We start from the raw sequence: 23,632 nt of genomic DNA on the forward strand, positions 1-23,632 counted from the left end.
GCAAACGGGGAATTTTTTGTGACAATTCTGAGGAAAAGTGACAGACGGCGCAGGCCGTCTGTCCGGATAACAGGCAGAAACCGCCGTCAGTAATCGCTGTTGTAACGGATTTTCTGACGTCCGGCGATGGAGTGGGACAAGGTTGTGCCATCCACCATTTCCAGTTCGCCCCCGACCGGTACGCCGTGAGCGATACGGCTGGCTGAAACATCATACTGCGCGCACATTTCCGCAATATAATTGGCCGTCGCTTCCCCTTCCACTGTCGGATTGGTCGCCAGGATCACCTCATTGAGGGTTTCCTGAGACAGCCGCTCCTCCAGTTTATCCAGCCCGATATCAGCAGGACCGATACCGTCCAGCGGCGACAGGTGTCCCATCAGCACAAAGTAACGGCCGGAGAACTGCCCTGTCTGCTCGATAGCGTGGATATCCGCAGGACTTTCCACCACACAGATAAGGCCGGTCTGCTGACGGCGCGGATTGGCACAGATAGTACACTGCTCCTGCTCGGTAAAGGTCCGGCAGTCGCGGCAGTGGCCGATTTCCGACATCGCGCGGGTCAGCGCCTGCGCCAGACGCATGCCGCCGCTGCGGTCACGCTGTAACAGCTGAAACGCCATACGCTGGGCCGATTTCGGCCCGACGCCCGGCAGACAGCGCAGGGCGTCCATCAGTGCTTCAAGAAGCGGACTGGTTTGCATCAGAACGGCATCTTAAAGCCCGGCGGCAGCTGCATTCCGCTGGATACTGACGCCATTTTTTCTTTCTGGGTTTCGTCGATACGACGTGCGGCATCATTAAATGCGGCAGCAATCAGATCTTCGAGCATCTCTTTGTCATCTTCCATCAGGCTTGGATCGATTTCCACGCGGCGGCAGTTATGTGCGCCGTTGATAGTGACTTTAACCAGGCCCGCACCGGATTCACCGGTGACTTCCGTATTTGCAATCTCTTCCTGCATCTGCTGCATCTTATCCTGCATTTGCTGGGCTTGTTTCATGAGATTGCCCAAACCGCCTTTACCGAACATAGTTTTCTCTCTTTGACTAAATTGCGTATTCCAACGCAAGGTGGTTAAACAGGCCGGATACTCTCTTCATCCAGTTCCGCATCAAAAAAGGTCAGCAGAGTCTGAATGGTTTTATCCGTCACAATGGACTGACGCGCCTGCGCCAGCATCTCTTCATAGATAGCCTGCCGCCATTCCAGCGGCGTTTTTATGCTGACATCATCATCTTCACAAATAGTGAGACTGATAACTTTACCATAAAGTTCACTCAGTGCATCACTCAGCATACTGTGTGCTGATTTTGAATTCAGGTGGCGCTGGGAGGAGCGCAGATGCAGACAGATACTGTCTTCGCCGGTCTGCTCTTTCACCGCATTCAGTGCCAGCTGCTGCACCAGTTTCGGCAGCTGCATTTTATCAATATCTGCCGCCCATGCATCACGTTCACGGGCAGCAACAGCGAGTTTTTCAGCCACTTCCGGCGTTTTTTCATGCTCAAGGGCTTTTTTGATATCTTTCGGCCGTGTAACCGGGGTTTTCTCTTCCGGTTCATCCTGTTTCTGCGGACGCCACTGGTACGGCTGCGGTTTACCGGATGCTTTCGGCTGCGGTGCAGACGCAACATGCCCCCGGCGGTTTTCAGTCACGGCAGCGAGTCGCTCCAGTGCTGAGTTCGCCGGTTTAACCTTATCTGTTAAGGTAACCGGCTCAGACTTTTTTGACGGCGGAGTCTCCTGCCGGTTCAGCGCATCACGGGCTTTCAGCAACTGTGCAGTCGGGCTGTTCTCCGTTTCCGGTGACATCACCGGCGGCGGTGTGCTGCGGGCCGGTGCGGCAGGTTCCGGTGTCTGCGGTTGTGACGGTAAAGAAACCGGTGCCACGGACGGCGCGGTGATCACTTCATCAATCACATTACGCGGATGGAATGCCAGCGCGCGCAACAGCGCCATTTCAGCGCCCATTCGTCTGTCCGGGGTATACGGCAGCTCTTTGCGGCCGACCAGCAGTGTCTGATAATAGAGTTGCAGATCCGCCGGGGCAATAGCCCGGGCCAGGATGCGCAGACGCTCTTCTGTCACACCGGCAGCACTGTTTTCCTGTACCGGCAGCAGTTGCAGCATGGCAATTTTATGCAGCGCAGCCAGCATTTCTGTCAGCAGATTATCCCAGTCCGCGCCCCGTGATGCGGCATCATTCACGCCGTTCATCACCTGAACGCCATCCCCTTTGACCAGGGCTTCCAGGATAGTCAGGGGCTGCTCGTCGTCGAGAGTGCCGAGCATCTGCGTGACCACCTCTGTGGTCACTTTTCCGGCGCCGAGCGCAATCGCCTGATCCGCCAGACTCAGCGCATCACGCATACTGCCGTCAGCGGCACGGGCCAGTAACAGCCGTGCGCGGGCATCGTTTTCAATCTGTTCGGCAGTCAGAATGGTGTCAAGCTGCTGACTGATCTGATCCACATCCAGCGCTTTAAGATGGAACTGTAAGCAGCGGGATAAAATTGTCACCGGCAGTTTTTGCGGGTCCGTCGTGGCCAGCAGGAATTTGACGTGCTCCGGCGGCTCTTCCAGGGTTTTCAGCAGCGCATTAAAGCTGTGACGGGAGAGCATATGGACTTCATCGATCAGATAAACTTTGAAACGCCCGCGTGACGGGGCGTACTGGACGTTATCCAGCAGTTCACGGGTATCTTCCACCTTGGTGCGCGACGCGGCATCGATCTCAATCAGATCAACAAACCGCCCCTGCTCAATTTCCAGGCAGTTCTGGCATTTGCCGCACGGTGTGGCGGTGATGCCCTGCTCACAGTTAAGACCTTTGGCAAACAGGCGCGCAAGGGTGGTTTTTCCGACCCCGCGGGTGCCGGAAAAGAGATAGGCGTGGTGAAGCCGCTGATGTTCCAGCCCGTTTGCGAGCGCTGTCAGAACATGCTGCTGACCGATAACCTGTGAAAATGTTTGTGGTCGCCACTTACGGGCAAGGACTTGATAGCTCATGGATTCCGCAGAGAGTGAACATGATTTTCCATCATGCTACCACAGCCTCACCACAATGGGCGAGGCTGAGTTTGCGTTTAATACAGGGGAAAGACTCAGCCGCCGGCATATTCCAGCAGGCAGAAGCTGTGCACACCTTCCGCTTCAAGGCGTTCGGCGCCGCCGAGATCCGGCAGGCCGATAATAAAGGCGGCTTCATGCACTTCACCGCCCAGGCGGCGGATCAGGCGGATAGTTGCGTTCACGGTGCCGCCGGTGGCCAGCAGGTCATCGACAACCAGCACACTGTCACCACTGCTGATGCTGTCTTTGTGCATCTCCAGCGTGTCAGTGCCGTATTCCAGATCATAGGTCTCGCTGAGGGTATCACACGGTAATTTCCCTTTTTTGCGGACCGGCACAAAGCCGACACCCAGACGTAACGCAACCGGTGCGCCGAATAAGAATCCACGGGCTTCAGTGCCCACGACTTTGGTGATCCCTTTGTCTGCGAAATGCTCCACCAGCATATCAATCGTCAGACGATACGCTTCCGGATTAGCCAGTAATGTGGTGATGTCGCGAAACAGTACCCCTTCCTTAGGATAGTCAGGGATAGTCCGGATACTTTCTTTAATAAATTGCAGTTGTTCAGCAGTTGCGCTCATAATAGGTGCCATAGAGATAACACGAAACCTCAGAATCTATGCAAATCAGGGGAAAATTGCAACCGTATCCCGTGACTTTGCCGATTATTTGTTGTTTTATATCAAACAGACTAAAAAATGCTCCTGTAACTATGATCTTCAACAACGATCCCGGGCACATTTCACTGAGGCGGATAATGAACACCAGACAATTGTTACAGGCGCTGCGGCAGAAAATCAGCGTACTGGAAACACAGATTGCACCGATAGCGGACCGGGAACTGAGCCAGCGCCGCTTCGATGATACCCTGTTCGCCGCCCGTAATAAAACCCTTCGCCTCTGTATGGATGAATTACTGCACCATACTGACCAGCTTGAGCAGTGCGCGGATGAGAACCGGGCGGAACAGGTACGCTTCCTGGCCGAAAAAATTGTCGCCCAGATTGCGGCACTGAACCGCGAGGCCGCCACACAGTCACTGCGGCAGAAAGAGCAGGGCTATGTGAAACGGGACAGTCAGGTGGATCTGTATCAGCGCCTGGCACAACATCAGGATTATGAACGCCGCCTGGCACAAATGACCGATGACCGCGAACTGGCTCTCGGCCGCGCACAGACCTTTGCCGAACAACAAAAAATCCAGAAAGAACTGGCGGCGCTGGCCGGACGCCTTGTCCGCTGCCGTCAGGCTTTACAGCGCATTGAACGGCAGATTGAACGCCACGACGGCACCGAATTTTAATCAGACAGCGGATATCCCATGAGTCTTGAAAATGCCCCCGATGAGGTAAAACTGGCGGTCGATCTTATCTGCCTGCTGGAAGAGAACCGTATCCCGGCCGAAACCGTGCTCGCGGCGTTACAGATTGTCCGCCGCGATTATGAAAACAAACTGCGCGATACTGACGGTGATCAGGCCGGCTGAGCGCCGTCATCCTTCTCTTTTCCCTGCACCTGCACTTCTTTGCCGCTGTTCTGATCGTGGAGATACACTTCCAGCTGGTTGAAGGCGATATTGATATCGTTTTCACGCGCCATCCGGTCAATAGCACGGTTCACTTCATCCGTAGTGGCACTGCGGTCGCCGATGGTGCGCACATAGAAACGCAGCTGGTGATCAAGGCTGCTGGCACCAAACTCGGTGAAATACACGCCCGGCGCCGGATCTGTCATCACTTTCGGGTTATCTGTGGCCGCTTTCAGCAGAACCTCTTTCACTTTCGCCAGATCTGAACCGTAAGCCACCCCGACATTAATCACAATCCGCGTTACCGTATCGGAGAGCGACCAGTTGGTCAGGCGCTCGGTCATAAAAGCTTTGTTCGGGATAATGACCTCTTTGCGGTCAAAATCAATTACCGTGGTTGCACGGATGCGGATCTTGTTAACTGTCCCGGAGAAGGTGCCGATAGTGACAGTATCGCCGATACGGATCGGGCGTTCGAACAGAATAATGATACCTGAGACAAAGTTGGCGAAGATCTCCTGTAACCCGAAGCTGAGGCCGAAGGTCAGGGCTGCCGCCAGCCACTGTAATTTACCCCACGACACCCCGAGAGTCCCGAATGCGGCAATGGTTCCGATCCCGACAATCAGGTACGTCAGAATAGTGGTGATGGCATACGACGTTCCCTGACGCAGCGAGAGCCGCGAAAGCACAAGAACTTCCAGTAAACCGGGCAGGTTGCGCATCATTATCCAGGACACCACCACAATCAGCACCGACAGAATCAGATCGCCGAGCGTGACCGCTTCCACCACATTCCCCAGCGTGGTATCCACGTTGTAATGCCACAGTGTGATACTGTCGAAGAAAGAGAAAATAGTAATAAAATCAGACCATATTCCGTAGAATGCGGCGGCAAAGACAATAAACAGCACCATGGATGTCAGGCGCAGCGACTGCTGGTTAATCAGCTCCATCGACATCGGCGGCTCTTCCACAATCATATCCGGGACATCATCCCCGTCATGCTGTTCTTTAAGCTGGATCTGCTGTTTCTGACGGCGGGCCAGCGCACGCTGATAGGTCAGACGCCGTGCCGCCAGTGCCAGGCCGCGCAAACTGGAGTGATACACGATATACCACAACAGCAGCAGATAGAGGCTGTCTATCCAGCGGCTGCTCAGGCGCAGTGCGGTGTAGTAATACCCCAGCCCGACCAGCACCACCAGCACCAGAGGGGAGAACGTCAGCAAGGTCAGCAGGACAGCCCGCACCAGGTGAGAGCCCTTTTCGCGCCAGATCTCAATGCAGAACGGCAGTGTGAAGATAAAGACAAATACCAGTGCCACCGGCACCACCAGCTGTCCTATCACATCGTCCACCAGACGCAGCGGGTATTCCATACCGTAAGCCGCCCACAGCATAATCGGCAGCAGAGGCAGAGCCAGGCGCAGCAGTCTGCGGCGGCCGGTCCGGCAGATTTCCGGATCAATACCGAAGTGCGTGACGGCGATCCCTTCCGGTTTCATAATCCGGTAACTCCACTCAAACAGCACCCAGAAGAGTGCCAGCTGGCGGGAGATAGTCCACATCAGCGCGGAATCCGCGCTGCCGGTTTTCAGACAGAAATACCCGAAAGCAATCACAAACAGCGAGGAAGGCAGGGTTTTGATCAGCATCAGCCCCAGCGCCATCGGGGTGTAGATCTGACGGTCTTTTTTCAGACGCCCGACATTGGTATTAATTTCAGCCAGTTTGGTATCTATATTCTTGGTACCGAAACGCAGCAGCAGCGCAATAATCAGCAGCGGAACGGTAATAAAGAGGGAATCGACAAAGCCGTTGATCAGACTTTGCAGCGACCAGTTCAGATCCAGTGACGTCAGTTCCTGTTTAACCGCACCCGGGAAGGACTGAAACCAGGCCAGGTTGACCGGTTTGTTACTGTTGACCCAGAAAATCTGCTGCGCGAGGGTTTTCTCCAGTGAGGCGACCACCGTCACGAGCTGAGTCTGATCCAGTTGCAGGTTAATCGCCTGGGAAATCTGATTACCCATCTGGGTGTTCAGCTGATCCAGCAGATCCTGACGGACAGACACCACCTGTACCAGCGCATGCTTCTGTGCCCGCAGCTCTGCTTCCGTTTCCGGCATATCATGCGTTTTGGCATATTCATCAATCAGGGTGCTGACAAAACTGTCCGGCTGATAGAGCTTGTCACGCTGCTGGTTGATTTCAAACTGTTCCAGACGCATGTCGGCGATTCTGTCCGGTAAATCCTTAATCAGCAGATCCGGCGGCAAATCGATCTGCTCTTTAAACAGGATACGGGAGAGCAGCAGGCTGCCGCGCAGCACGGTGATCTGCTCTTTGAGGTTGCGCTCGGATTGCAGTGCGCGGTCAAGAATACTGCGGACTTTGATGGTACGCTGCACCAGCTGGTTATTGTCACGGGTGGCGGCGACCAGTTTTTCACTTAATTCATGGTTCAGGGCAATTTCACGCAGCACCAGCGGATCATCCCGCATATTGCGCTGGGTATCATCCGAGCTCTGTGCTTCTTTTGCCGCCTCTTCCGAATAATCCAGCCGTTTGCTGCTGACCGTTTCCTGAATCACATCGATATAGCTTTCCAGCTGTTTGATGTGTTCACCCACATAATCACGCTGCACCTGAAGCAGATTCTGTAATTGCGTATTCGACTGCAATGCACGCTTCTGATAATCAATCTGCTGCTGTAAGTAATACTGCTCCACCTGAAGAGACTCGATTTCAGTCGGCCTCAGTACTTTCTGAGCCGCCATAGAGTCATTCAGTTCAACACGGATTTGCTGTAAACGCTGCACATTGGCATACATGATATTCTGCGCGCGCTCCGGCTGGGTCTGGAGAGCAATCAGATCACTGTTATAAGAAGAGAGGTTATTTTGTGCGGTCTGCAACGCTTCAAGGGTGTTGTTTAGTTTCAGTTCCAGCTGTGAAAGCGGCAGACGCTCAACAGAGGCGCGGTAATCAGCCAGACCTTCATCCGTTAATGATTTAATCTGTGTTAATTTTTGTGTGACCTGTTCTGACAGACGCGGGGCTTCATCCACCCGCTTTTTCAGTTCCTGTGATTTTTCTTTGAGGGTATCCAGATTGTCATAAAATACCAGCGCCCGCTCCAGATCCTGCACGGACAATTTATCCGCAGCCGTCTGTTCTTTACGGTTATTCAGGGCATTCAGTTCAGTCTGGATTGTGTTACGGTCAGGAATCTCCTGAACGGCCGCCGCTGCACTGTTCTGAATAAGCACCGGCAACAGAAAGAAAAAACAGGTAAAAAGACGGAGAAAAATCCGTCTCAGCAGACCGGAAGCCGGGACACGGCTGACTTGCTTCATCATAATATCCACTTGTATCTGCCCTTCCCCGGCTGTCCGTTTCAGACTATCTAATTAAAAAGTAATGATTTTTTCAGCATCAAGCGACCACTGCGCCAGTTCGGCCAGTGTGCCTATTTCCACCCCGTCCACCAGCGGAAGTTCAGAGATACCGCGGGCATCGGTGCAGGTTTTGCACAGTTTAATGGCTGTTTTCTGTGCCAGCAGGATCTCCAGCATCTGTTTCAGGTTATAACCCTCTTTCGGCTGCTGACCGCGTAATCCGGCTACCACCGCATCCGACATCAGAAAAACATTCATCGGCACCTGACTGTCCTGCTCTTTAATTGCAATCGCCAGACGCAGTGCATTAAATAAAGATTCACTGCCATATGCAGCGCCATTGGCAATAATTAATACAGGCTTCATACATGATATCCTTAAGGTTAATATAATAAAATGTAAATCAGGCGTCTGCCGGCGTCAGCTGCATATTTTTACTGAGCATTAACATATCCAGATAACCGTCAACCAAATATTCCGCCTGTCCGTCAATATTAAAACTCTCACTGGAAAAGAGCCAGTTTTCTAACAGTCCGGTTACCATCCCCCGCAGCATGATTGCCGCACGGCGCAGGTCGAGGGTTGACGGCAGCAGTCCCAGTGTCACACTTTCGATCAGGAAAGATTCAATTCTTGAGTATTCCGCAGCATATAAATTTTGTCTGATGGTAATTAATTCGCTCATTTCACCGGTAAATTCACATTTATGAAATGAAATACTCAGAATAGCCCGCATTTTGGGATCGGATACCACTGAGGTCAGAATGTAAATTAATATTTTCTTAAACACTAAAAGTGGATTATCCGGGTATTTTGCCCGATACTCTTGTTCAATAACGCCAATTTTTGTATCGGTTATCGAACAGACTTCAGTAAACAGATCAACTTTATTTTTGAAGTGCCAATAGATCGCACCACGGGTCACACCTGCTTGCTTAGCAATATCCACTAATGACGTCGCAGATACGCCCCGCTCACTGAAAGCGGTTAATGCGGCCTCAATAATCTGCCGGCGGGTTTCTCCGGCCTGCTGTTTAGTTTTTCGTGCCATGTAAGGCCTGTGTCATCTGAAGTTAATTTACATACATTCGTGTATGTTTGTATTATAGCACGCTGATTTATTAGTTAATCAACCATATTTACCGGTTAAAAATCGACATTTTATAGAGGTTTACTATGCGAAAAAACAGAGGCGTTCTACCTCTGGCTATGCTCGTTCTGTCCGGGAGCTTTCTGCTGTCCGGATGTGGTGAAGAGCAGAAGCAAGGGGGCGAAATGCCACCGCCGGACGTTAAAGTCGTTACACTGAAAGCTGCACCACTGACAGTGAGCACGGAACTGCCGGGACGAACTTCTGCATACCGCATCGCGGAAGTGCGCCCTCAGGTCGGCGGCATTATTTTAAAACGCAACTACAAAGAAGGAAGTGACGTCAAAGAAGGCGAATCGCTCTATCAAATCGATCCGGCTCCTTTTCAGGCTACGCTGAACAGCGCACAGGCTGAACTGGCAAAAGCCAAAGCGAACGCCGAGCTGGCCCGCCTGACAGTGAACCGCTATAAACCGTTGCTGGGAACAAACTATATCAGCCGCCAGGATTATGATGAGGCGGTCTCCACGCATGCACAGGCTCAGGCTGCGGTTCAGGCTGCACAGGCTGCTGTTCAGACTGCGCAAATCAACCTGAACTACACCAAAGTCACCTCCCCGATTGCCGGTCTGTCCGGTAAATCAAACGTGACTGAAGGTGCATTAGTGGCAACGGGTCAGACCCAGCCGCTGACACTGGTTCAGCAGATTGACCCTATCTATGTGGATGTGACCCAGTCCAGTGATGATTACCTGCGTCTGAAACAAGAAATCGCCAGCGGTGCTGTAGATAAAGAACAGGGTAAAGTTGCTGTCAGCCTGGTGACGGCTGAAAACAAAGATTATACCCATAAAGGTTATCTGGAATTCTCCGACGTGACTGTCGATGAAACCACCGGCTCTATCACTATGCGTGCCGTGTTCCCGAACCCGCAGGAATCCCTGCTGCCGGGAATGTTTGTCCGCGCCCGTGTGGATGAAGGTGTCCGTCCTGACGCAATCCTGGTTCCGCAGGAAGGGGTTATCCGTACGGCCAAAGGCGGCGCAGTGGTTAACGTGGTCAACGCCAAAAATGAAATCGAAGTCCGTCCGGTCACTGTCGGTCAGTCTTACGGTAACAAATGGCTGATTACCTCCGGTGTGAACGACGGGGAGCGCGTAGTGGTTGAAGGCTTCCAGAAAATCAAAGCGGGTGCTGCCGTTAAGGCAACAGAAGCAGATTTAAATGCACAGCCGGCGGCTGCGCCGAAAAATACTGAATCTGCTCAGAAGTCCCAATAAGGAGTCAGTGATTCATGCCAAAGTTTTTTATTGAAAGACCGATATTTGCATGGGTAATCGCAATTATTACCATGCTTGCAGGTCTGTTGGCGATCATGAAATTGCCTGTGGCACAGTATCCGACTGTTGCGCCGCCGACCATTTCAATTTCCGCAAACTATCCGGGTGCGGATGCCGAGACAGTTCAGAATACGGTAACTCAGGTTATCGAACAGAACATGAACGGTATCGACAAGATGGTGTACATGTCTTCAACCAGTGACTCAGCGGGTAGTATGAATATCTCGCTGACCTTTGAAGCTGACGCCAACCCGGATATTGCCCAGGTTCAGGTTCAGAACAAACTCCAGCTGGCAATGCCGCTGCTTCCTCAGGAAGTTCAGCAGCAGGGTATTACCGTTGAAAAATCCACCAGTTCCTTCCTGCTGGTGGCCGGTTTCGTGTCTGAGGACGGTACCATGTCCCAGAACGATATCGCGGACTACGTCGGCTCTAACGTCAAAGACCCGATCAGCCGTGTGACCGGGGTTGGTGAAACCCAGCTCTTCGGTACTCAGTATGCCATGCGTATCTGGCTCGATCCGGACAAACTGGTGAAATATAACCTGAGCACCATTGATATCATCAATGCGATTCAGGTGCAGAATAACCAGGTTGCCGCCGGTCAGCTGGGGGGAACACCGCCGGTACCAAACCAGCGTCTGAATACCTCTATTATTGCGCAGACCCGTCTGAACACGACTGAGCAGTTTCAGGAAATCATGCTGCGGGTTAATACTGACGGTTCGGTTGTCCGCCTGAAAGATGTTGCTTACGTGGAACTCGGTGCTGAGAACTACGGGATTATCGCGCGTTATAACGGGAAACCGGCAGCCGGTATCGGTATCAAGCTGGCAACCGGTGCTAACGCCCTGGATACCGCCAAAGCGGTTCGCGATAAACTGACAGAAATGTCAGAGTTTTTCCCTGACGGCCTGGAAGTTGTTTACCCGTACGATACAACACCATTCGTTAAAATCTCCATTTTCGAAGTGGTGAAAACACTGGTTGAAGCAATCATGCTGGTGTTCGTGGTGATGTATCTGTTCCTGCAAAACTTCCGTGCGACACTGATCCCGACTATCGCCGTACCGGTGGTACTGCTGGGGACCTTTGCCACCCTTGCCGCATTCGGGTATTCGATAAATACCCTGACGATGTTCGCGATGGTGCTGGCAATCGGTCTTCTGGTGGATGACGCCATCGTGGTGGTGGAAAACGTCGAGCGTGTCATGCAGGAAACCGGCCTGCCGCCGAAAGAAGCCACAAAAGTGTCGATGGGTCAGATCCAGAGTGCTCTGGTCGGTATTGCCATGGTGTTATCAGCGGTATTTATTCCGATGGCCTTCTTCGGCGGGTCAACCGGGGCAATTTACCGTCAGTTCTCCATTACCATTGTTTCCGCGATGATATTGTCAGTCTTCGTGGCGCTGATCCTGACACCGGCACTGTGTGCCACCATGCTCAAGCCGGTTGCCAAAGGCAGCCACGGCAGTCAGACCGGTTTCTTCGGCTGGTTTAACCGTGTGTTTGAGAAACAGACCCACCACTACACTGACAGTGTCGGCCGTATGCTGCGCGGCACCGGACGTTACCTGCTGATCTATGTGCTGCTGGTCGCGGGTATGATCGTGATGTTCACCCGTCTGCCGACCTCTTTCTTACCGGAAGAAGACCAGGGCGTACTGCTCTCGATGGTTCAGTTACCACCGGGTTCGACGCAGGAACAAACTCAGACTGTTCTTGATGGTGTCAGTAAGTACTATCTGGAAGATGAGAAAAAAGTCGTTGAATCTGTCTTTACCGTTAACGGCTTCGGCTTCGCGGGTCAGGGACAGAACATGGGTCTGGCGTTTATTGTTCTGAAAAACTGGGACGAACGTAAAGCAAAAGAAGATAAGGTGGAAGCGGTTGTTGCACGCGCCAACCAGCACTTCTTTACCAACTCGTCAGCCTCGATTTTCGCGGTAAACATTCCGCCGATTGTGGAACTGGGTTCATCCAGCGGTTTTGACCTCGAACTGATGGATAACGCTAACCAGGGTCACGAAGCACTGACCGCAGCCCGTAACCAGTTACTGAAGATGGCAGGCGAGCATCCGGATATGCTGGTGCAGGTGCGCCCGAACGGGATGGAAGATACCTCACAGTATCATATCCATGTTGATCAGCAGAAAGCCGAGGCATTAGGGGTTGATATCAAGACCATTAACGCCGCGCTGAGCACCATGTTCGGCGGCAGCTACGTCAATGACTTTATCGACCGCGGTCGTGTGAAGAAAGTGTACGTACAGGCTGATGCACCGTTCCGTATGCAGCCGAAAAATATTGCTGAGCAGTATGTCCGCAATAACCAGGGTCAGATGGTACCGTTCTCTGCCTTTATCGATACGAAAAAGGATCCGTGGACTTTCGGTTCACCGCGCCTTGAACGTTATAACGGTATTCCTGCTATGCAGATTCAGGGCAGCGCCGCACCGGGCAAGAGTAGTGGTGATGCGATGGCACTGATGGAAAACATGGCGAAAGAACTGCCGCAGGGCTTTGGTGTTGAGTGGACAGGTATGTCTTACCAGGAAAAACTGTCCGGTAACCAGGCGCCTGCACTGTATACCATCTCTCTGATCGTGGTCTTCCTCTGTCTGGCGGCCCTGTATGAGAGCTGGTCGGTTCCGTTCTCGGTTATGCTGGTGGTTCCGCTCGGGGTTATCGGTGCACTGTTACTGACCCATGCACGCGGGCTGGACAACGACGTGTACTTCAAGGTCGGCCTGCTGACCACCATTGGTCTGTCGGCGAAGAACGCCATCCTGATTGTCGAATTCGCCAAAGACCTGATGGAGAAAGAAGGTAAAGGGCTGATTGAGGCAACACTGGAAGCCGTTAAGATGCGTCTGCGCCCTATTCTGATGACATCGCTGGCCTTTATGCTCGGGGTTATTCCGTTAGTCCTGAGTAACGGTGCCGGTTCCGGTGCACAGAACGCCGTAGGTACCGGGGTGTTCGGTGGTATGATCGCCGCAACATCACTGGCTATCTTCTTCGTGCCGGTCTTCTATGTGGTTATCCGCCGCCGCTTCAGTAAGAAGAGTGAAGACATTGAGCATGCTCATGCGGTAACGCAGAAGAGCGATAGCCCTGACGGGTTTTAATCCTGCTTAAACATAAAAAGGTCACATTAGTGACCTTTTTTATTTTCACGCCATGATAAATATTTTTAAATTTGAGTAAGAAGAACTTAAATAAACAATAGATAAAAGTAAATTATAACATTCCGCAAATGTAAGGTTTTGTCATAACCCGTAATGATTCCCCACCGCGCTATTCCACAAAAAACCAATAAATTTAATAAGATGAGTAATTATACCCGGTGCGTTCAGGCATTTACTCTGCATTTAAATTTACTTTTTTTGTATTTTGGCTAGTGACAAGTGCTGAAATAGTGTTATATTACAAACAGGATTAAATCAGATCTTTTTATTCACGTCTTTTTCCGGAACGTCATGTTCACTAACTGAAACAGATTAACATGTAATCAGCATCTGATTATCCACTTGTGCTGAACAGAACCTTACATTACCTTTATTTATAATTAAAGGCGGTTGATATATATAATATACCGACGTCGATAGCGTAATAACTTACTCATGTGTTAATTATAATTTAACGTTTTTCAGCGCCTTATCATTCCCGGCTACATTCAGGAGGTGATTATGGACGAGTATTCTCCACGAAATTACGATATTGCGGTACTGAAGTATCTGTGTGATGAACTTTGCCGTGAAGGCACACAAACTCTCATCAGAAGCAATAATTTTTGGGTTAATGATTTAGCCTCAGATTCAAACTTAAAACTTAACGAATTATTAGGTTACATTGCTGACGTGACCTGGAGTTTTAAGATAAAACATACACAAAATAAGGATCTCATCTCATTTGTCGATGAATACATCGATGAAACTTACGCGCTGTTTGGTCAGATGGAAGTTTCATTTAATGATGTTGAGGAATGGAAGAAGATGGCATCACTGGTAAGCAGCATGCTGACCAGCGAGGGGCATCTGGTCCACTAACGGAATACAGAACTAAAATCAGTATATTGCGTACTAACAACTCAGCAAGAAGATGACATATGATGACTAAACTTGACTATCTCATGCGCTTACGTAAGTGCACTTCGATCGAAACACTGGAACGTGTCATTGAGAAGAACAAATATGAACTGACTGATGACGAGCTGGAGGTTTTTTATTCAGCTGCCGATCATCGTCTGGCCGAATTAACCATGAATAAACTGTATGACAAAATCCCGGCGTCTGTCTGGAAATTTGTCCGTTAATTCAGTCTGCTGTAACCGCCTCTCTCAGGCATTGTCTTATTTTTAGTGATCACGGGCCAAAGGCACAGCTGACTGACTTTGGCTTTCGATCATGCCTGCTATTTATCCCGCTATTCCTTACTTATATTACGATATATATATTGTTTATAACAAAAGTATATATTTTATGTTTGTTTCACTCACCAGATTATTAAATCCTGATACGCATTTATTAAACACCGGGTATACCGAAAATTTTATTTTCAGTTTTCACCACTATAACGGGTTAAATCAAAAATAGGATTTTTATCTAATCATGCGCTTTTATGTGAAACTCACTCTTTTACACTGAGAACATAAAACAAATTTTACTCATATTGTTATATCCCTGAATCCGGTGCGACCCTCTGAAAGTCCCGGTTTGTGCTGTCAGGCATAATGTCAAATTATGAATATATTAATATGATGCACCGGATGAATGGTGAATGAATAACAGGTGAATAACGAAGACAACCACCGGATGCAGACAGAGGCATTCAGAATCAATAACAGGAGAATAGCGGCAGGTACTGCAGAAATGGGTGGGGGCCTTGCCAGCGACATCCCGGCACACAATTCCCCTGCTATGGCTGCTTCCTTCCGGACCTGACCGAGTTAACAAGTTCATGTTGCGGGAGAACCAACAAAGCCCCCATAGGAACCCTCAATAATGAGGCGGTGCCATTATCCGGGATCATCACTGAAATAGCAAGGCAACCGGGACTGACCGCTGTAATTTTACACACCTCTGACATAACCATACACACCTGCCGGCCGGGAACCGCACATAACGGCGGTTTATCATTTTTCAATTGCACTGACAGCGATTAGAATGGACGGTTCCTGCTGAAAAGATGAATAAGGGTAACTATGAGCCTGGCGTTAGAAAACCTGATAAACCTGATGGCACTGGAAAAACTCGAAGACGGGTTATTCCGGGGGCAAAGTGAAGATCTCGGCCTGCCGCAGGTCTTTGGCGGACAAGTTGCCGGACAGGCACTGTATGCAGCGGGACAGACCGTTCCGGCTGATCGCCGCGTTCATTCATTCCATAGCTATTTTCTGCGCCCGGGCGACAGCCATAAACCCATTATTTATGATGTGGAAAATCTGCGTGACGGCAAAAGTTTCAGTGCCCGCCGTGTCAGCGCTATTCAGAACGGAAAGCCGATTTTCTATATGACCGCCTCTTTCCAGGGGGAAGAGAGCAGTTTTGAGCATCAGAATGCCATGCCGGACGTGGCCGGCCCCGACGGGCTTGTTTCTGAAACCGATATTGCCCGGAAAATTGCGGCTGCTCTGCCGCCGAAAATGCAGGCTCTGTTTCTGCGTGAACAAGCCATTGAATGGCGCCCGGTGCAGTTTTACAGCCCGTTTCAGAATCCCGCAAGTCCGCCGGTACGTTATACCTGGCTGAAAACCAATGGTGCAATGCCGGATGATCAGGCGCTGCATCAGTATCTGCTCAGCTATGCCTCTGATTATAACTTCCTGCCGACCGCGCTTCAGCCTCACGGCTACGGCTTTATGCAGCCGGAAATTCAGATTGCCACGATTGATCACTCCATGTGGTATCACCGCCCGTTCCGGCTGGATGAATGGCTGCTGTATGCCGTGGAAAGCCCGACAGCATCCGGCGGGCGCGGATTTGTTCGTGGTCACTTCTATAATCAGGCTGGTGTTCTGGTTGCTTCTACTGTGCAGGAAGGCGTTCTGCGCTTACGGGATATCTAAACGTCCCGGCAATAAAAAACCCCCGCTGCACACCAGTGAGCGGGGGCTTACTTTTTCCGGCTATGAACGGTTATAAGCCTGTTCGCCGTGCGTGCTGATATCCAGCCCGTTGATCTCATCCTCTTCTGTACAACGTACGCCGGTTGTCAGTGCCGCGCATTTGAATGCGATGTAAGTAACCACTCCGCTCCAGAGCACAGTCACCAGGATACTCTCCGCCTGTATCCATAACTGATGCAACATCGTGACGCCTTCCGCATAACCCGTGCCGCCGAGTGCCGGTGCCGTGAAAATGCCGGTCAGCAAACATCCGGCGATACCGCAGACGCCGTGAATGCCAAAAACATCACAGACATCATCCGCTTTCAGCCGGCGCTTCAGGGCTGTAACGCCCCAGTAACCGGCAATACCACTGATCAGTCCGATGACAACCGCTCCCGGGACACCCACCGTCCCTGCGGCAGGCGTGATCCCGACCAAACCGCTGATACACCCGGAGCACGCACCAAGAAGTGAGGGCTTACCCCGCATACACCATTCTGCGATCACCCATGCCAGCACCCCTGCGGCCACCGCAATCACGGTATTCAGAAAAGCCAGCGCCGCAATACCATCCGGTTTTCCGGCAGATCCGGCATTAAACCCGAACCAGCCGATATAGAGGATAGCGGTACCGGTAAATACCATCGGCAGGCTGTGTGGTTTGGTGGCGGCTTTCCCCGGCAACCGGCGCGGTCCTAATATGTAAGCACCAACTAACCCGGCAACTGCCGCGTTGATATGCACAACGGTTCCCCCGGCAAAATCCAGAGCGCCATCTTCCGCCAGCCAGCCGCCGCCCCAGACCATATGCGCCATCGGTACATACGCCAGGGAGAACCAGATCACCGTAAATAACAGAAAGGCAGTAAATTTGATCCGCTCCGCCAGCGCTCCGGTGATGAGTGCAACCGTAATTGCCGCAAAAGATCCCTGAAAAATAACGTGTGTCAGCAGGCTGATGCTGCCGCTGTTACTGACCGGTGTGATCCCGCTGAGAAATGCATGAGATAACCCGCCGATCACACTGTTTCCGTCAGAAAACGCCATACTGTAGCCATAGAAAATCCATAACAGCAACACCAGAGCAAAACTGACGATGACTTGTGTCATCACTGACAATACATTCTCACGCCGTACCAGTCCGCCGTAAAACAGAGCGATACCGGGCAGAGTCATAAAATAGACCAGTGCCGCACAGATCAGCATAAAACCGTTATCCGCGCGATCCATCCCTTCCGTTGCGCTGTAAGCCGATGCCGGCAGTACCGCAGATATCACAACAGGCAATACTATTTTTCGTTTCATCATCTGAGTATCTCCGCGCGGTTTAAATGGCATCATCATTTTGCTCACCGGTACGTATCCGTACCGCCTGAGTAATTTCTGAAACAAATATTTTTCCGTCACCGATACTGCCTGTGTATGCTGACCGGCAAATCGCATCAACAATGCGATCAAGGCAATCATCAGCCACAACAATATTAATCTGTGTCTTCGGCAGGAAATCGGTGCTGTACTCTTCCCCGCGGTACAGTTCGGTATGTCCTTTTTGTCTGCCCGCGCCCCGCACTTCCAGTACGGTTAATCCCTGAATACCTTCTTCGTTCAGCGCATCTCTGACGTCATTAAGTTTAAAAGGCTTGATGATGGCCATTATCATTTTCATCGCATGCTCCGCTTCAGGTTGTTGTTATCCTGCGGATAAATTGCAAAAGTGATGCCAATGCATGAGATAAAAATTAAATTATTTAATAACAACAGGATAGAAATAAAAAAGGCGTCTGAATCATCAGACGCCTTTTCCGCTAACGGGAGGATTGCACTTTTTTACAGCATCATGCACCTGTTTATGTGAACGATCTCACAATTATAGTGCAGGAGCTTCGCTCTCTTCCGGGGCATTCAGTGATTCCCCGACCTGCTGCAACTGATACATCTGGTAATAGCGGCCTTTCTCTGCCAGCAGCGCCCGGTGAGAGCCGGATTCCGCCATTTCGCCGCGGTTAAGCACATAAATGGTATCGGCATCCACAATGGTTGACAGACGGTGTGCAATCACCACCAGCGTGGTTTCACGGCGGATCAGTTGCAGAGCTTTCTGAATGGCCTGTTCAGTACCGGAGTCAATATTGGCGGTTGCTTCATCCAGGATCAGGATTTTCGGGGTCTGTACCAGCACCCGCGCCATTGCCAGCAACTGTTTCTGCCCGTCAGACAAGGTGTTGCCCTGCTCTCCCAGTTCCGTATCCAGCCCGTGCTCAAGCTGTGAAATATGCTCACTCAGCTGAACCATATCCAGCACCCGCCGGATACGCTCATCATCAATATCCCGTCCGAGGGTGATATTGTCGCGGAAGGAGGCGGCCATAATAACCGGGTCCTGCTGCACCATTGCAATGCCCTGCCGCAGTGCTTTATGTGAAAACTGTTCCAGCGGTCGCCCGCCGAGACTGATTTCCCCCGCCTGCCACGGGTAATAGCCCATCAGCAGATTCGCCAGTGTGCTTTTCCCGCTGCCGGTATGTCCGACAAAAGCGACAAAGCTGTGCTCCGGTACATCCATACTGATATCGCGCAGTACCGGTTTTCCGGGCTGATAAGCAAATGTCAGGTGTGATACACGGATACTGCCGCAGGTCAGCGGTTGATCATCCGCTCCGTACTGCTGCTGCGGGCTGTCCATCAGCTCAAAAACACGTTCGCCGGAGATCACCGCCTGCTGTAAAACAGACTGCTGGGATGTCAGCGTGATCAGCGGTTCATTCAGCCGCCCGAGGTAGGTAATAAAGGCGTACAGTACCCCGACGCCGATAACCCCGGTCCCCTCAACCCCGAACAACAACATCAGGCCGCAGAGGATAGCCGCCGAAAACAGGCTCAGCAGCGGGCGCAGCAAAATACCGTCCAGCCGCAGTGCCGCCATTCTGACCTCATAATGGCGGCGGTTGGCGGCAAACATCCGTTCACCGAAACGCGCCTGCTGGCGGAACTGCTGAATAACCGTCATGCCGCTGATAACTTCATGAAAACCGTCATTAATATCCGCCAGATAACTGCGCACCCGGCGCACAATCGGCGTACTCAGCCGCTGGTAGATCCACATCACCAGCATTACCGCCGGGAACATGGCGGTTGCCACCAGTGCCATCCGCCACTCCAGGGAATACATGGCGATCAGCATCACCACAATCAGGGCGATACTGCGGAACAGTGTCGGCAGGACGTTCACGAACAAGTCTTTGATCATTTCCGTGTCATTGGTGACGCGGGAGATCAGCTGCCCGACCGGCTGAGTGTCAAATGCGCTCAGCGGCTGACGCAGTGCGGCGTCCATCACATCGGCCCGCAGTGTCTGTACCACGCCGACTGCCGCCTGATTGAAGTAGATCAGCTGAAAATAGTGCAGCAGCGAGGCAGCAATCTGTAAAGCGATAAACCCGGCCACCAGCCATAGTGTCACGGACAGAACAATCTGGTTTTTCGCCACCATATTATCAATGAAATAACTGACCAGAACAGGTGCGGCAACTTCTGCAATGGCTGTCAGCCACAGCATCACAATGGCAGCAGCCATCGGGCGGCGGTAGTTACGGCCGTATCCGAGAAGGCGTTTCAGCGACGGCCACAGGTTTTTTGCCGCTTCAGGGCGGATCTGTTCACTCATCGAGCGCGGCCTCTAACTGCTGATAATGATACATTTCGCGATACCATCCGTTCTGATTAATCAGTTCCTGATGACGCCCCTGAGCACTGATACCGCCTTGTTGCAGAACAAGAATATTGTCTGCCTCTGTCAGCGCGGAAAGCCGGTGCGCACTGATAATCACCGTGCGTCCTTCGCCCCACTGCCGCAGATTTTGCAGTATCCGGTGTTCGGTCTGCCCGTCCACCGCGGAAAGGGCATCATCGAGGATCAGGATTTCCGCATCCATCAGCAATGCGCGGGCAATGGAGATCCGCTGTTTCTGTCCGCCGGATAACATAACGCCCCGCTCACCGGCCTGAGTCTCATAGCCGAGCGGCAGACGCTCAATATCATCATGTACACTGGCCAGCCGGGCAGCATGTTCAATCTCTTCCTGTGTCGCCCCGGGCCGTCCCAGCGCAATGTTGTTGGCAATCGTATCGGAGAACAGAAACGGGGTCTGATTCACGACAGCCAGCCGGGTATGCCAGCCGGAGAATGTCAGTTCAGGCAGCGGTTTACCCTGAAAACAAATTTTGCCTGCTGTCACATCGTAATGACGCTGGATCAGTGCCAGCAGTGTGGATTTGCCGCAGCCCGTCGGGCCGCACAGCCCGAGCAGCTGACCCGGTTTCAGGGTAAAACGGACATCATGCAGAATCGTCCGGCGGCTTTCCGGATAACAAAATTCATCCACCGCCACTGACAGCTCACCGCGCCCGGGCGCCGGGGCATCAGTACCGTCCGCCAGTACCGGCGGTGTTTCAAGAAGAGACTGGATACGGCTGTAGGCCGCACTGCCGCGCTCCACAATGTTAAACATCCAGGCCAGCGCCAGCATCGGCCAGATCATCAGCCCGAGATACATAATAAAACTGGTCAGCCCGCCGAGTGTCAGTGTACCCTGCACCACCATCCAGCTGCCGCCGGCAACCGCAAGCAGGTTGGACATCCCGATCGCCATGATGATGGTCGGATCAAAGCGGGCATCCACCTGTGCCACATGCATATTTTTGCGTCCGGCTTCGGCCGCCACAGATTCAAACCGGGAAGACTGGTGATCTTCCAGGCCAAACGCCTTTATCATCCGGATACTGCTGAGGCTTTCCTGAGCGTGATTATTCAGTGAGGAGAATGCACCCTGTGCTGTTTTAAAGCGCTGATGAAGCTGCTGTCCGTAACGTTTGATCGCCAGTGCCATCAGCGGCATCGGCAGCAGGGACAGCAGTGTCAGCTGCCAGCTGATCTCAATGCTCATCGTCAGCAGCACCACGAGCCCCATGACGAACGAATCCACCAGCGTCAGTACACCTTCTCCGGCGGCAAACACCACTTTATCCACATCGTTGGTACTGCGCGCGATCAGGTCGCCGGTACGGTAACGGTGATAAAACGCCGGGGACTGGCGGCTGAACTGCTGATAAAAATCCTGCCGCAGACGCACCGCCAGCTTATAGGATGCGCCGAATAACCAGACCCGCCAGATATAGCGCAGAATATAAATCACCAGCGCAATAAGCAGCATCACACCGACCCAGCCCCACAGCGCCGGGGTAGTCATCGTTTCTTTGGTCACGCCGTCAACAATAATGCCGACAAAACGCGGCGGCAGGATCTGTAATACCGCGATAATGATCAGAAAAGTGACCGCACCGGTATAGCGCCGCCATTCACTGAGGAAATACCATTTTAATTGGGCAAATAATCTCACAGGATCCCGTTAACATCTCAGGTTAATAATCAGTCCGCTTTGCATTTCTCCGGAATCGGCAATGCGGTGGTGTACTTTATGCGCTCCATCGCGAAATTGGAAGTCACATCAATTAAACCGGGTACACCGTTGACCAGTTTTTTGTAAAAATGATCGAAGCATTTCATATCCACCACTTCGACCTGCAGCATGTAATCGAATTCCCCGGCCATACGGTAAAACTCCACCACATCAGGCATCTGCTGCACATACTCCACAAACTGAGTATACCACTCGCTGCTGTGATGTTGTGTCTTGATCATGACAATCACGGTCAGTCCCAGTCCGAGTTTTTCCGGGTCAAGCAACGCCACGCGTTTACGGATGTAACCGTCATCCTCCAGCCGCTTCAGTCGTTTCCAGCAGGGAGTGGATGTCAGATTTACCGCTTCGGACAGTGTGTTCAGTGATAATGACGCATCTTCCTGCAAGAGTTGTAACAATTTACGGTCTGTTTTATCTAACATATCGCCACCAGAGAGAATAAATTTCTCCATATCATGCATGATAAAGAAAATAGAAAAAGCCTTTTCTCTCACAGAATTGCTAAGATGCATCAACAGACCGTGAGGAGATACTACATGACAACCCAATGGACGACATCCGCCATTAATGCCATTCAGGCCGATTATCAGCGCAGTGCGGATACCCACCTGATCCCGCTGGAATTACCCGTTTACCCGGGGGTTTCATTATATCTCAAGGATGAAAGTACTCACCCGACAGGCAGTCTGAAGCACCGCCTGGCACGTTCGCTTTTCCTGTACGGCCTGTGTAACGGCTGGATCCGCGAAGGCACACCGGTCATTGAGGCATCATCAGGCAGCACCGCTGTCTCAGAAGCTTACTTTGCCCGCCTGCTCGGCCTGCCGTTTATTGCCGTTATGCCGCGCTGCACCGCGCGCCGTAAAATTGAACAGATTGAGTTCTACGGCGGACAGTGCCACTTTGTGGACAGCAGCGCTCAGATCTATGCGGAATCCGAACGTCTGGCCCGTGAAACCGGCGGCCACTATATGGATCAGTTCACCTATGCCGAACGTGCCACTGACTGGCGCGGCAACAATAATATCGCCGAAAGCATTTACCGCCAGATGTCACGGGAAGCCCATCCGGTTCCGCGTTACATTGTGATGAGTGCGGGCACCGGCGGTACATCAGCCACCCTCGGCCGGTTTATCCGCTACCAGGGACATGATACAAAACTGATTGTTGTTGATCCTGAAAACTCCGTTTTTCATGACTGCTACCATCAGAAATGCTCACATCTGCGCTGCGATACCGGCAGTAAGATTGAGGGTATCGGCCGTCCGCGCGCAGAGCCGTCCTTTATTCCCGGTGTGATTGATGATGTGCTTAAAGTCAGTGATAAGTGCAGTATCGCCACCCTGTACTGGCTGGAAAAACTGCTCGGACGCCGCGCCGGCGCTTCCACCGGCACCAATGTCTGGGGTGCGCTGCAACTGGCGAAACAAATGCATGAACAGAAACAGACCGGCTCCATTGTCACGCTGATCTGTGACAGCGGCGAACGTTATCCTGACACTTATTACAATCCGGAATGGGTAGCGGAAAATATCGGTGATCTGACTGACGCGCAGGCAACACTACCCAAATGGTGATGCAGCCGTTACCATAAACCTCA

20 protein-coding genes and 1 other RNA gene are annotated in these 23,632 nt (G+C 51.8%); 8 read left to right on the forward strand and 13 right to left on the reverse strand.

The genetic code is table 11. The annotated features are described in order from the left end of the window. Window positions 1-86 precede the first annotated feature (86 nt). The 4 genes from recR to apt all read right to left on the reverse strand — a co-directional run bounded on the left by recR (window position 87) and on the right by apt (window position 3,671). The gene (recR, locus tag JC793_RS15385) at window positions 87-704 is read right to left on the reverse strand and encodes a recombination mediator RecR (protein WP_046893185.1); all 618 of its coding nucleotides are present in this window, start codon (window positions 702-704) and stop codon (window positions 87-89) included. After that, window positions 704-1,033 carry a YbaB/EbfC family nucleoid-associated protein gene (locus JC793_RS15390; RefSeq protein WP_015422952.1) on the reverse strand — a complete coding sequence of 110 codons (330 nt, stop codon included), beginning with the start codon at window positions 1,031-1,033 and terminating at the stop codon, window positions 704-706. The genes recR and JC793_RS15390 overlap by 1 nt, the downstream gene beginning before the upstream one ends. Window positions 1,034-1,077: 44 nt before the next feature. Next, on the reverse strand, window positions 1,078-3,012 hold the full coding sequence (gene dnaX / locus JC793_RS15395) for a DNA polymerase III subunit gamma/tau (protein ID WP_218426585.1): 1,935 nt from the start codon (window positions 3,010-3,012) through the stop codon (window positions 1,078-1,080). A 95-nt stretch (window positions 3,013-3,107) separates the two neighbouring features. Further along, on the reverse strand, window positions 3,108-3,671 hold the full coding sequence (gene apt, locus JC793_RS15400; protein ID WP_410795813.1) for an adenine phosphoribosyltransferase: 564 nt from the start codon (window positions 3,669-3,671) through the stop codon (window positions 3,108-3,110). Between the two features lie 164 nt (window positions 3,672-3,835). Between apt and priC the strand changes: the two genes are divergently transcribed. Together priC and rsmS are read left to right on the forward strand one after the other, a co-directional pair. Then, window positions 3,836-4,381 carry a primosomal replication protein PriC gene (priC, locus tag JC793_RS15405; RefSeq protein ID WP_046893183.1) on the forward strand — a complete coding sequence of 182 codons (546 nt, stop codon included), beginning with the start codon at window positions 3,836-3,838 and terminating at the stop codon, window positions 4,379-4,381. An 18-nt stretch (window positions 4,382-4,399) separates the two neighbouring features. After that, entirely contained in the window at window positions 4,400-4,564 is a 165-nt protein-coding gene (gene rsmS, locus JC793_RS15410) for a pleiotropic regulatory protein RsmS (protein WP_072161289.1), read from the forward strand. Here the strand turns inward: rsmS and mscK are convergent. From mscK to acrR, 3 genes are read right to left on the reverse strand one after another with little or no spacing between them, the layout of a single operon-like run. Next, window positions 4,552-7,968 carry a mechanosensitive channel MscK gene (mscK, locus tag JC793_RS15415; RefSeq protein ID WP_218428468.1) on the reverse strand — a complete coding sequence of 1,139 codons (3,417 nt, stop codon included), beginning with the start codon at window positions 7,966-7,968 and terminating at the stop codon, window positions 4,552-4,554. The genes rsmS and mscK overlap by 13 nt on opposite strands. A 54-nt stretch (window positions 7,969-8,022) precedes the next feature. Next, window positions 8,023-8,376, reverse strand: a complete 354-nt coding sequence (locus tag JC793_RS15420) for a DsrE/DsrF/TusD sulfur relay family protein (RefSeq protein ID WP_046893182.1) — start codon at window positions 8,374-8,376, stop codon at window positions 8,023-8,025. A 37-nt stretch (window positions 8,377-8,413) separates the two neighbouring features. Then, window positions 8,414-9,061, reverse strand: coding sequence for a multidrug efflux transporter transcriptional repressor AcrR (gene acrR, locus JC793_RS15425; RefSeq protein ID WP_046893181.1), 648 nt, complete (start codon window positions 9,059-9,061; stop codon window positions 8,414-8,416). Window positions 9,062-9,186: 125 nt separating this feature from the next. Between acrR and JC793_RS15430 the strand changes: the two genes are divergently transcribed. The 4 genes from JC793_RS15430 (at window position 9,187) to JC793_RS15445 (ending at window position 14,758) form a co-directional block, all read left to right on the forward strand. Then, window positions 9,187-10,380, forward strand: a complete 1,194-nt coding sequence (locus JC793_RS15430; RefSeq protein ID WP_166708462.1) for an efflux RND transporter periplasmic adaptor subunit — start codon at window positions 9,187-9,189, stop codon at window positions 10,378-10,380. A gap of 14 nt (window positions 10,381-10,394) precedes the next feature. After that, entirely contained in the window at window positions 10,395-13,571 is a 3,177-nt protein-coding gene (locus JC793_RS15435) for an efflux RND transporter permease subunit (protein WP_218426586.1), read from the forward strand. A gap of 561 nt (window positions 13,572-14,132) precedes the next feature. Further along, window positions 14,133-14,492, forward strand: coding sequence for an Hha toxicity modulator TomB (gene tomB / locus JC793_RS15440; protein ID WP_046893178.1), 360 nt, complete (start codon window positions 14,133-14,135; stop codon window positions 14,490-14,492). 62 nt (window positions 14,493-14,554) lie between these two features. Then, entirely contained in the window at window positions 14,555-14,758 is a 204-nt protein-coding gene (locus JC793_RS15445) for an HHA domain-containing protein (protein ID WP_024474604.1), read from the forward strand. A gap of 567 nt (window positions 14,759-15,325) precedes the next feature. On the opposite strand, the gene ffs is transcribed toward JC793_RS15445, so the two are convergent. Continuing rightward, window positions 15,326-15,422, reverse strand: an RNA gene (ffs, locus tag JC793_RS15450) — signal recognition particle sRNA small type. A 224-nt stretch (window positions 15,423-15,646) separates the two neighbouring features. Between ffs and tesB the strand changes: the two genes are divergently transcribed. Next, complete coding sequence (gene tesB, locus JC793_RS15455) at window positions 15,647-16,510, forward strand: acyl-CoA thioesterase II (protein ID WP_166708464.1); 864 nt, start codon at window positions 15,647-15,649, stop codon at window positions 16,508-16,510. 60 nt (window positions 16,511-16,570) lie between these two features. Here tesB and amtB read toward each other — a convergent pair whose 3' ends face one another. The 5 genes from amtB to JC793_RS15480 all read right to left on the reverse strand — a co-directional run bounded on the left by amtB (window position 16,571) and on the right by JC793_RS15480 (window position 22,454). Further along, the gene (gene amtB, locus JC793_RS15460; protein ID WP_218428470.1) at window positions 16,571-17,860 is read right to left on the reverse strand and encodes an ammonium transporter AmtB; all 1,290 of its coding nucleotides are present in this window, start codon (window positions 17,858-17,860) and stop codon (window positions 16,571-16,573) included. A 19-nt stretch (window positions 17,861-17,879) separates the two neighbouring features. Continuing rightward, entirely contained in the window at window positions 17,880-18,218 is a 339-nt protein-coding gene (locus JC793_RS15465; RefSeq protein ID WP_218426587.1) for a P-II family nitrogen regulator, read from the reverse strand. 201 nt (window positions 18,219-18,419) lie between these two features. Beyond that, on the reverse strand, window positions 18,420-20,216 hold the full coding sequence (locus JC793_RS15470; RefSeq protein ID WP_107678493.1) for a SmdB family multidrug efflux ABC transporter permease/ATP-binding protein: 1,797 nt from the start codon (window positions 20,214-20,216) through the stop codon (window positions 18,420-18,422). Next, window positions 20,209-21,948 carry a SmdA family multidrug ABC transporter permease/ATP-binding protein gene (locus tag JC793_RS15475; protein WP_218426588.1) on the reverse strand — a complete coding sequence of 580 codons (1,740 nt, stop codon included), beginning with the start codon at window positions 21,946-21,948 and terminating at the stop codon, window positions 20,209-20,211. The genes JC793_RS15470 and JC793_RS15475 overlap by 8 nt, the downstream gene beginning before the upstream one ends. A gap of 29 nt (window positions 21,949-21,977) precedes the next feature. Beyond that, window positions 21,978-22,454, reverse strand: a complete 477-nt coding sequence (locus JC793_RS15480) for an Lrp/AsnC family transcriptional regulator (protein WP_046893228.1) — start codon at window positions 22,452-22,454, stop codon at window positions 21,978-21,980. A 114-nt stretch (window positions 22,455-22,568) separates the two neighbouring features. Between JC793_RS15480 and JC793_RS15485 the strand changes: the two genes are divergently transcribed. Beyond that, window positions 22,569-23,609: a PLP-dependent cysteine synthase family protein gene (locus JC793_RS15485; protein ID WP_218426589.1), complete on the forward strand. Its 1,041-nt coding sequence runs from the start codon at window positions 22,569-22,571 to the stop codon at window positions 23,607-23,609. Window positions 23,610-23,632 lie beyond the last annotated feature (23 nt).

Source organism: Morganella morganii, from assembly GCF_019242955.1.
GTDB classification, from domain to species: domain Bacteria; phylum Pseudomonadota; class Gammaproteobacteria; order Enterobacterales; family Enterobacteriaceae; genus Morganella; species Morganella sibonii.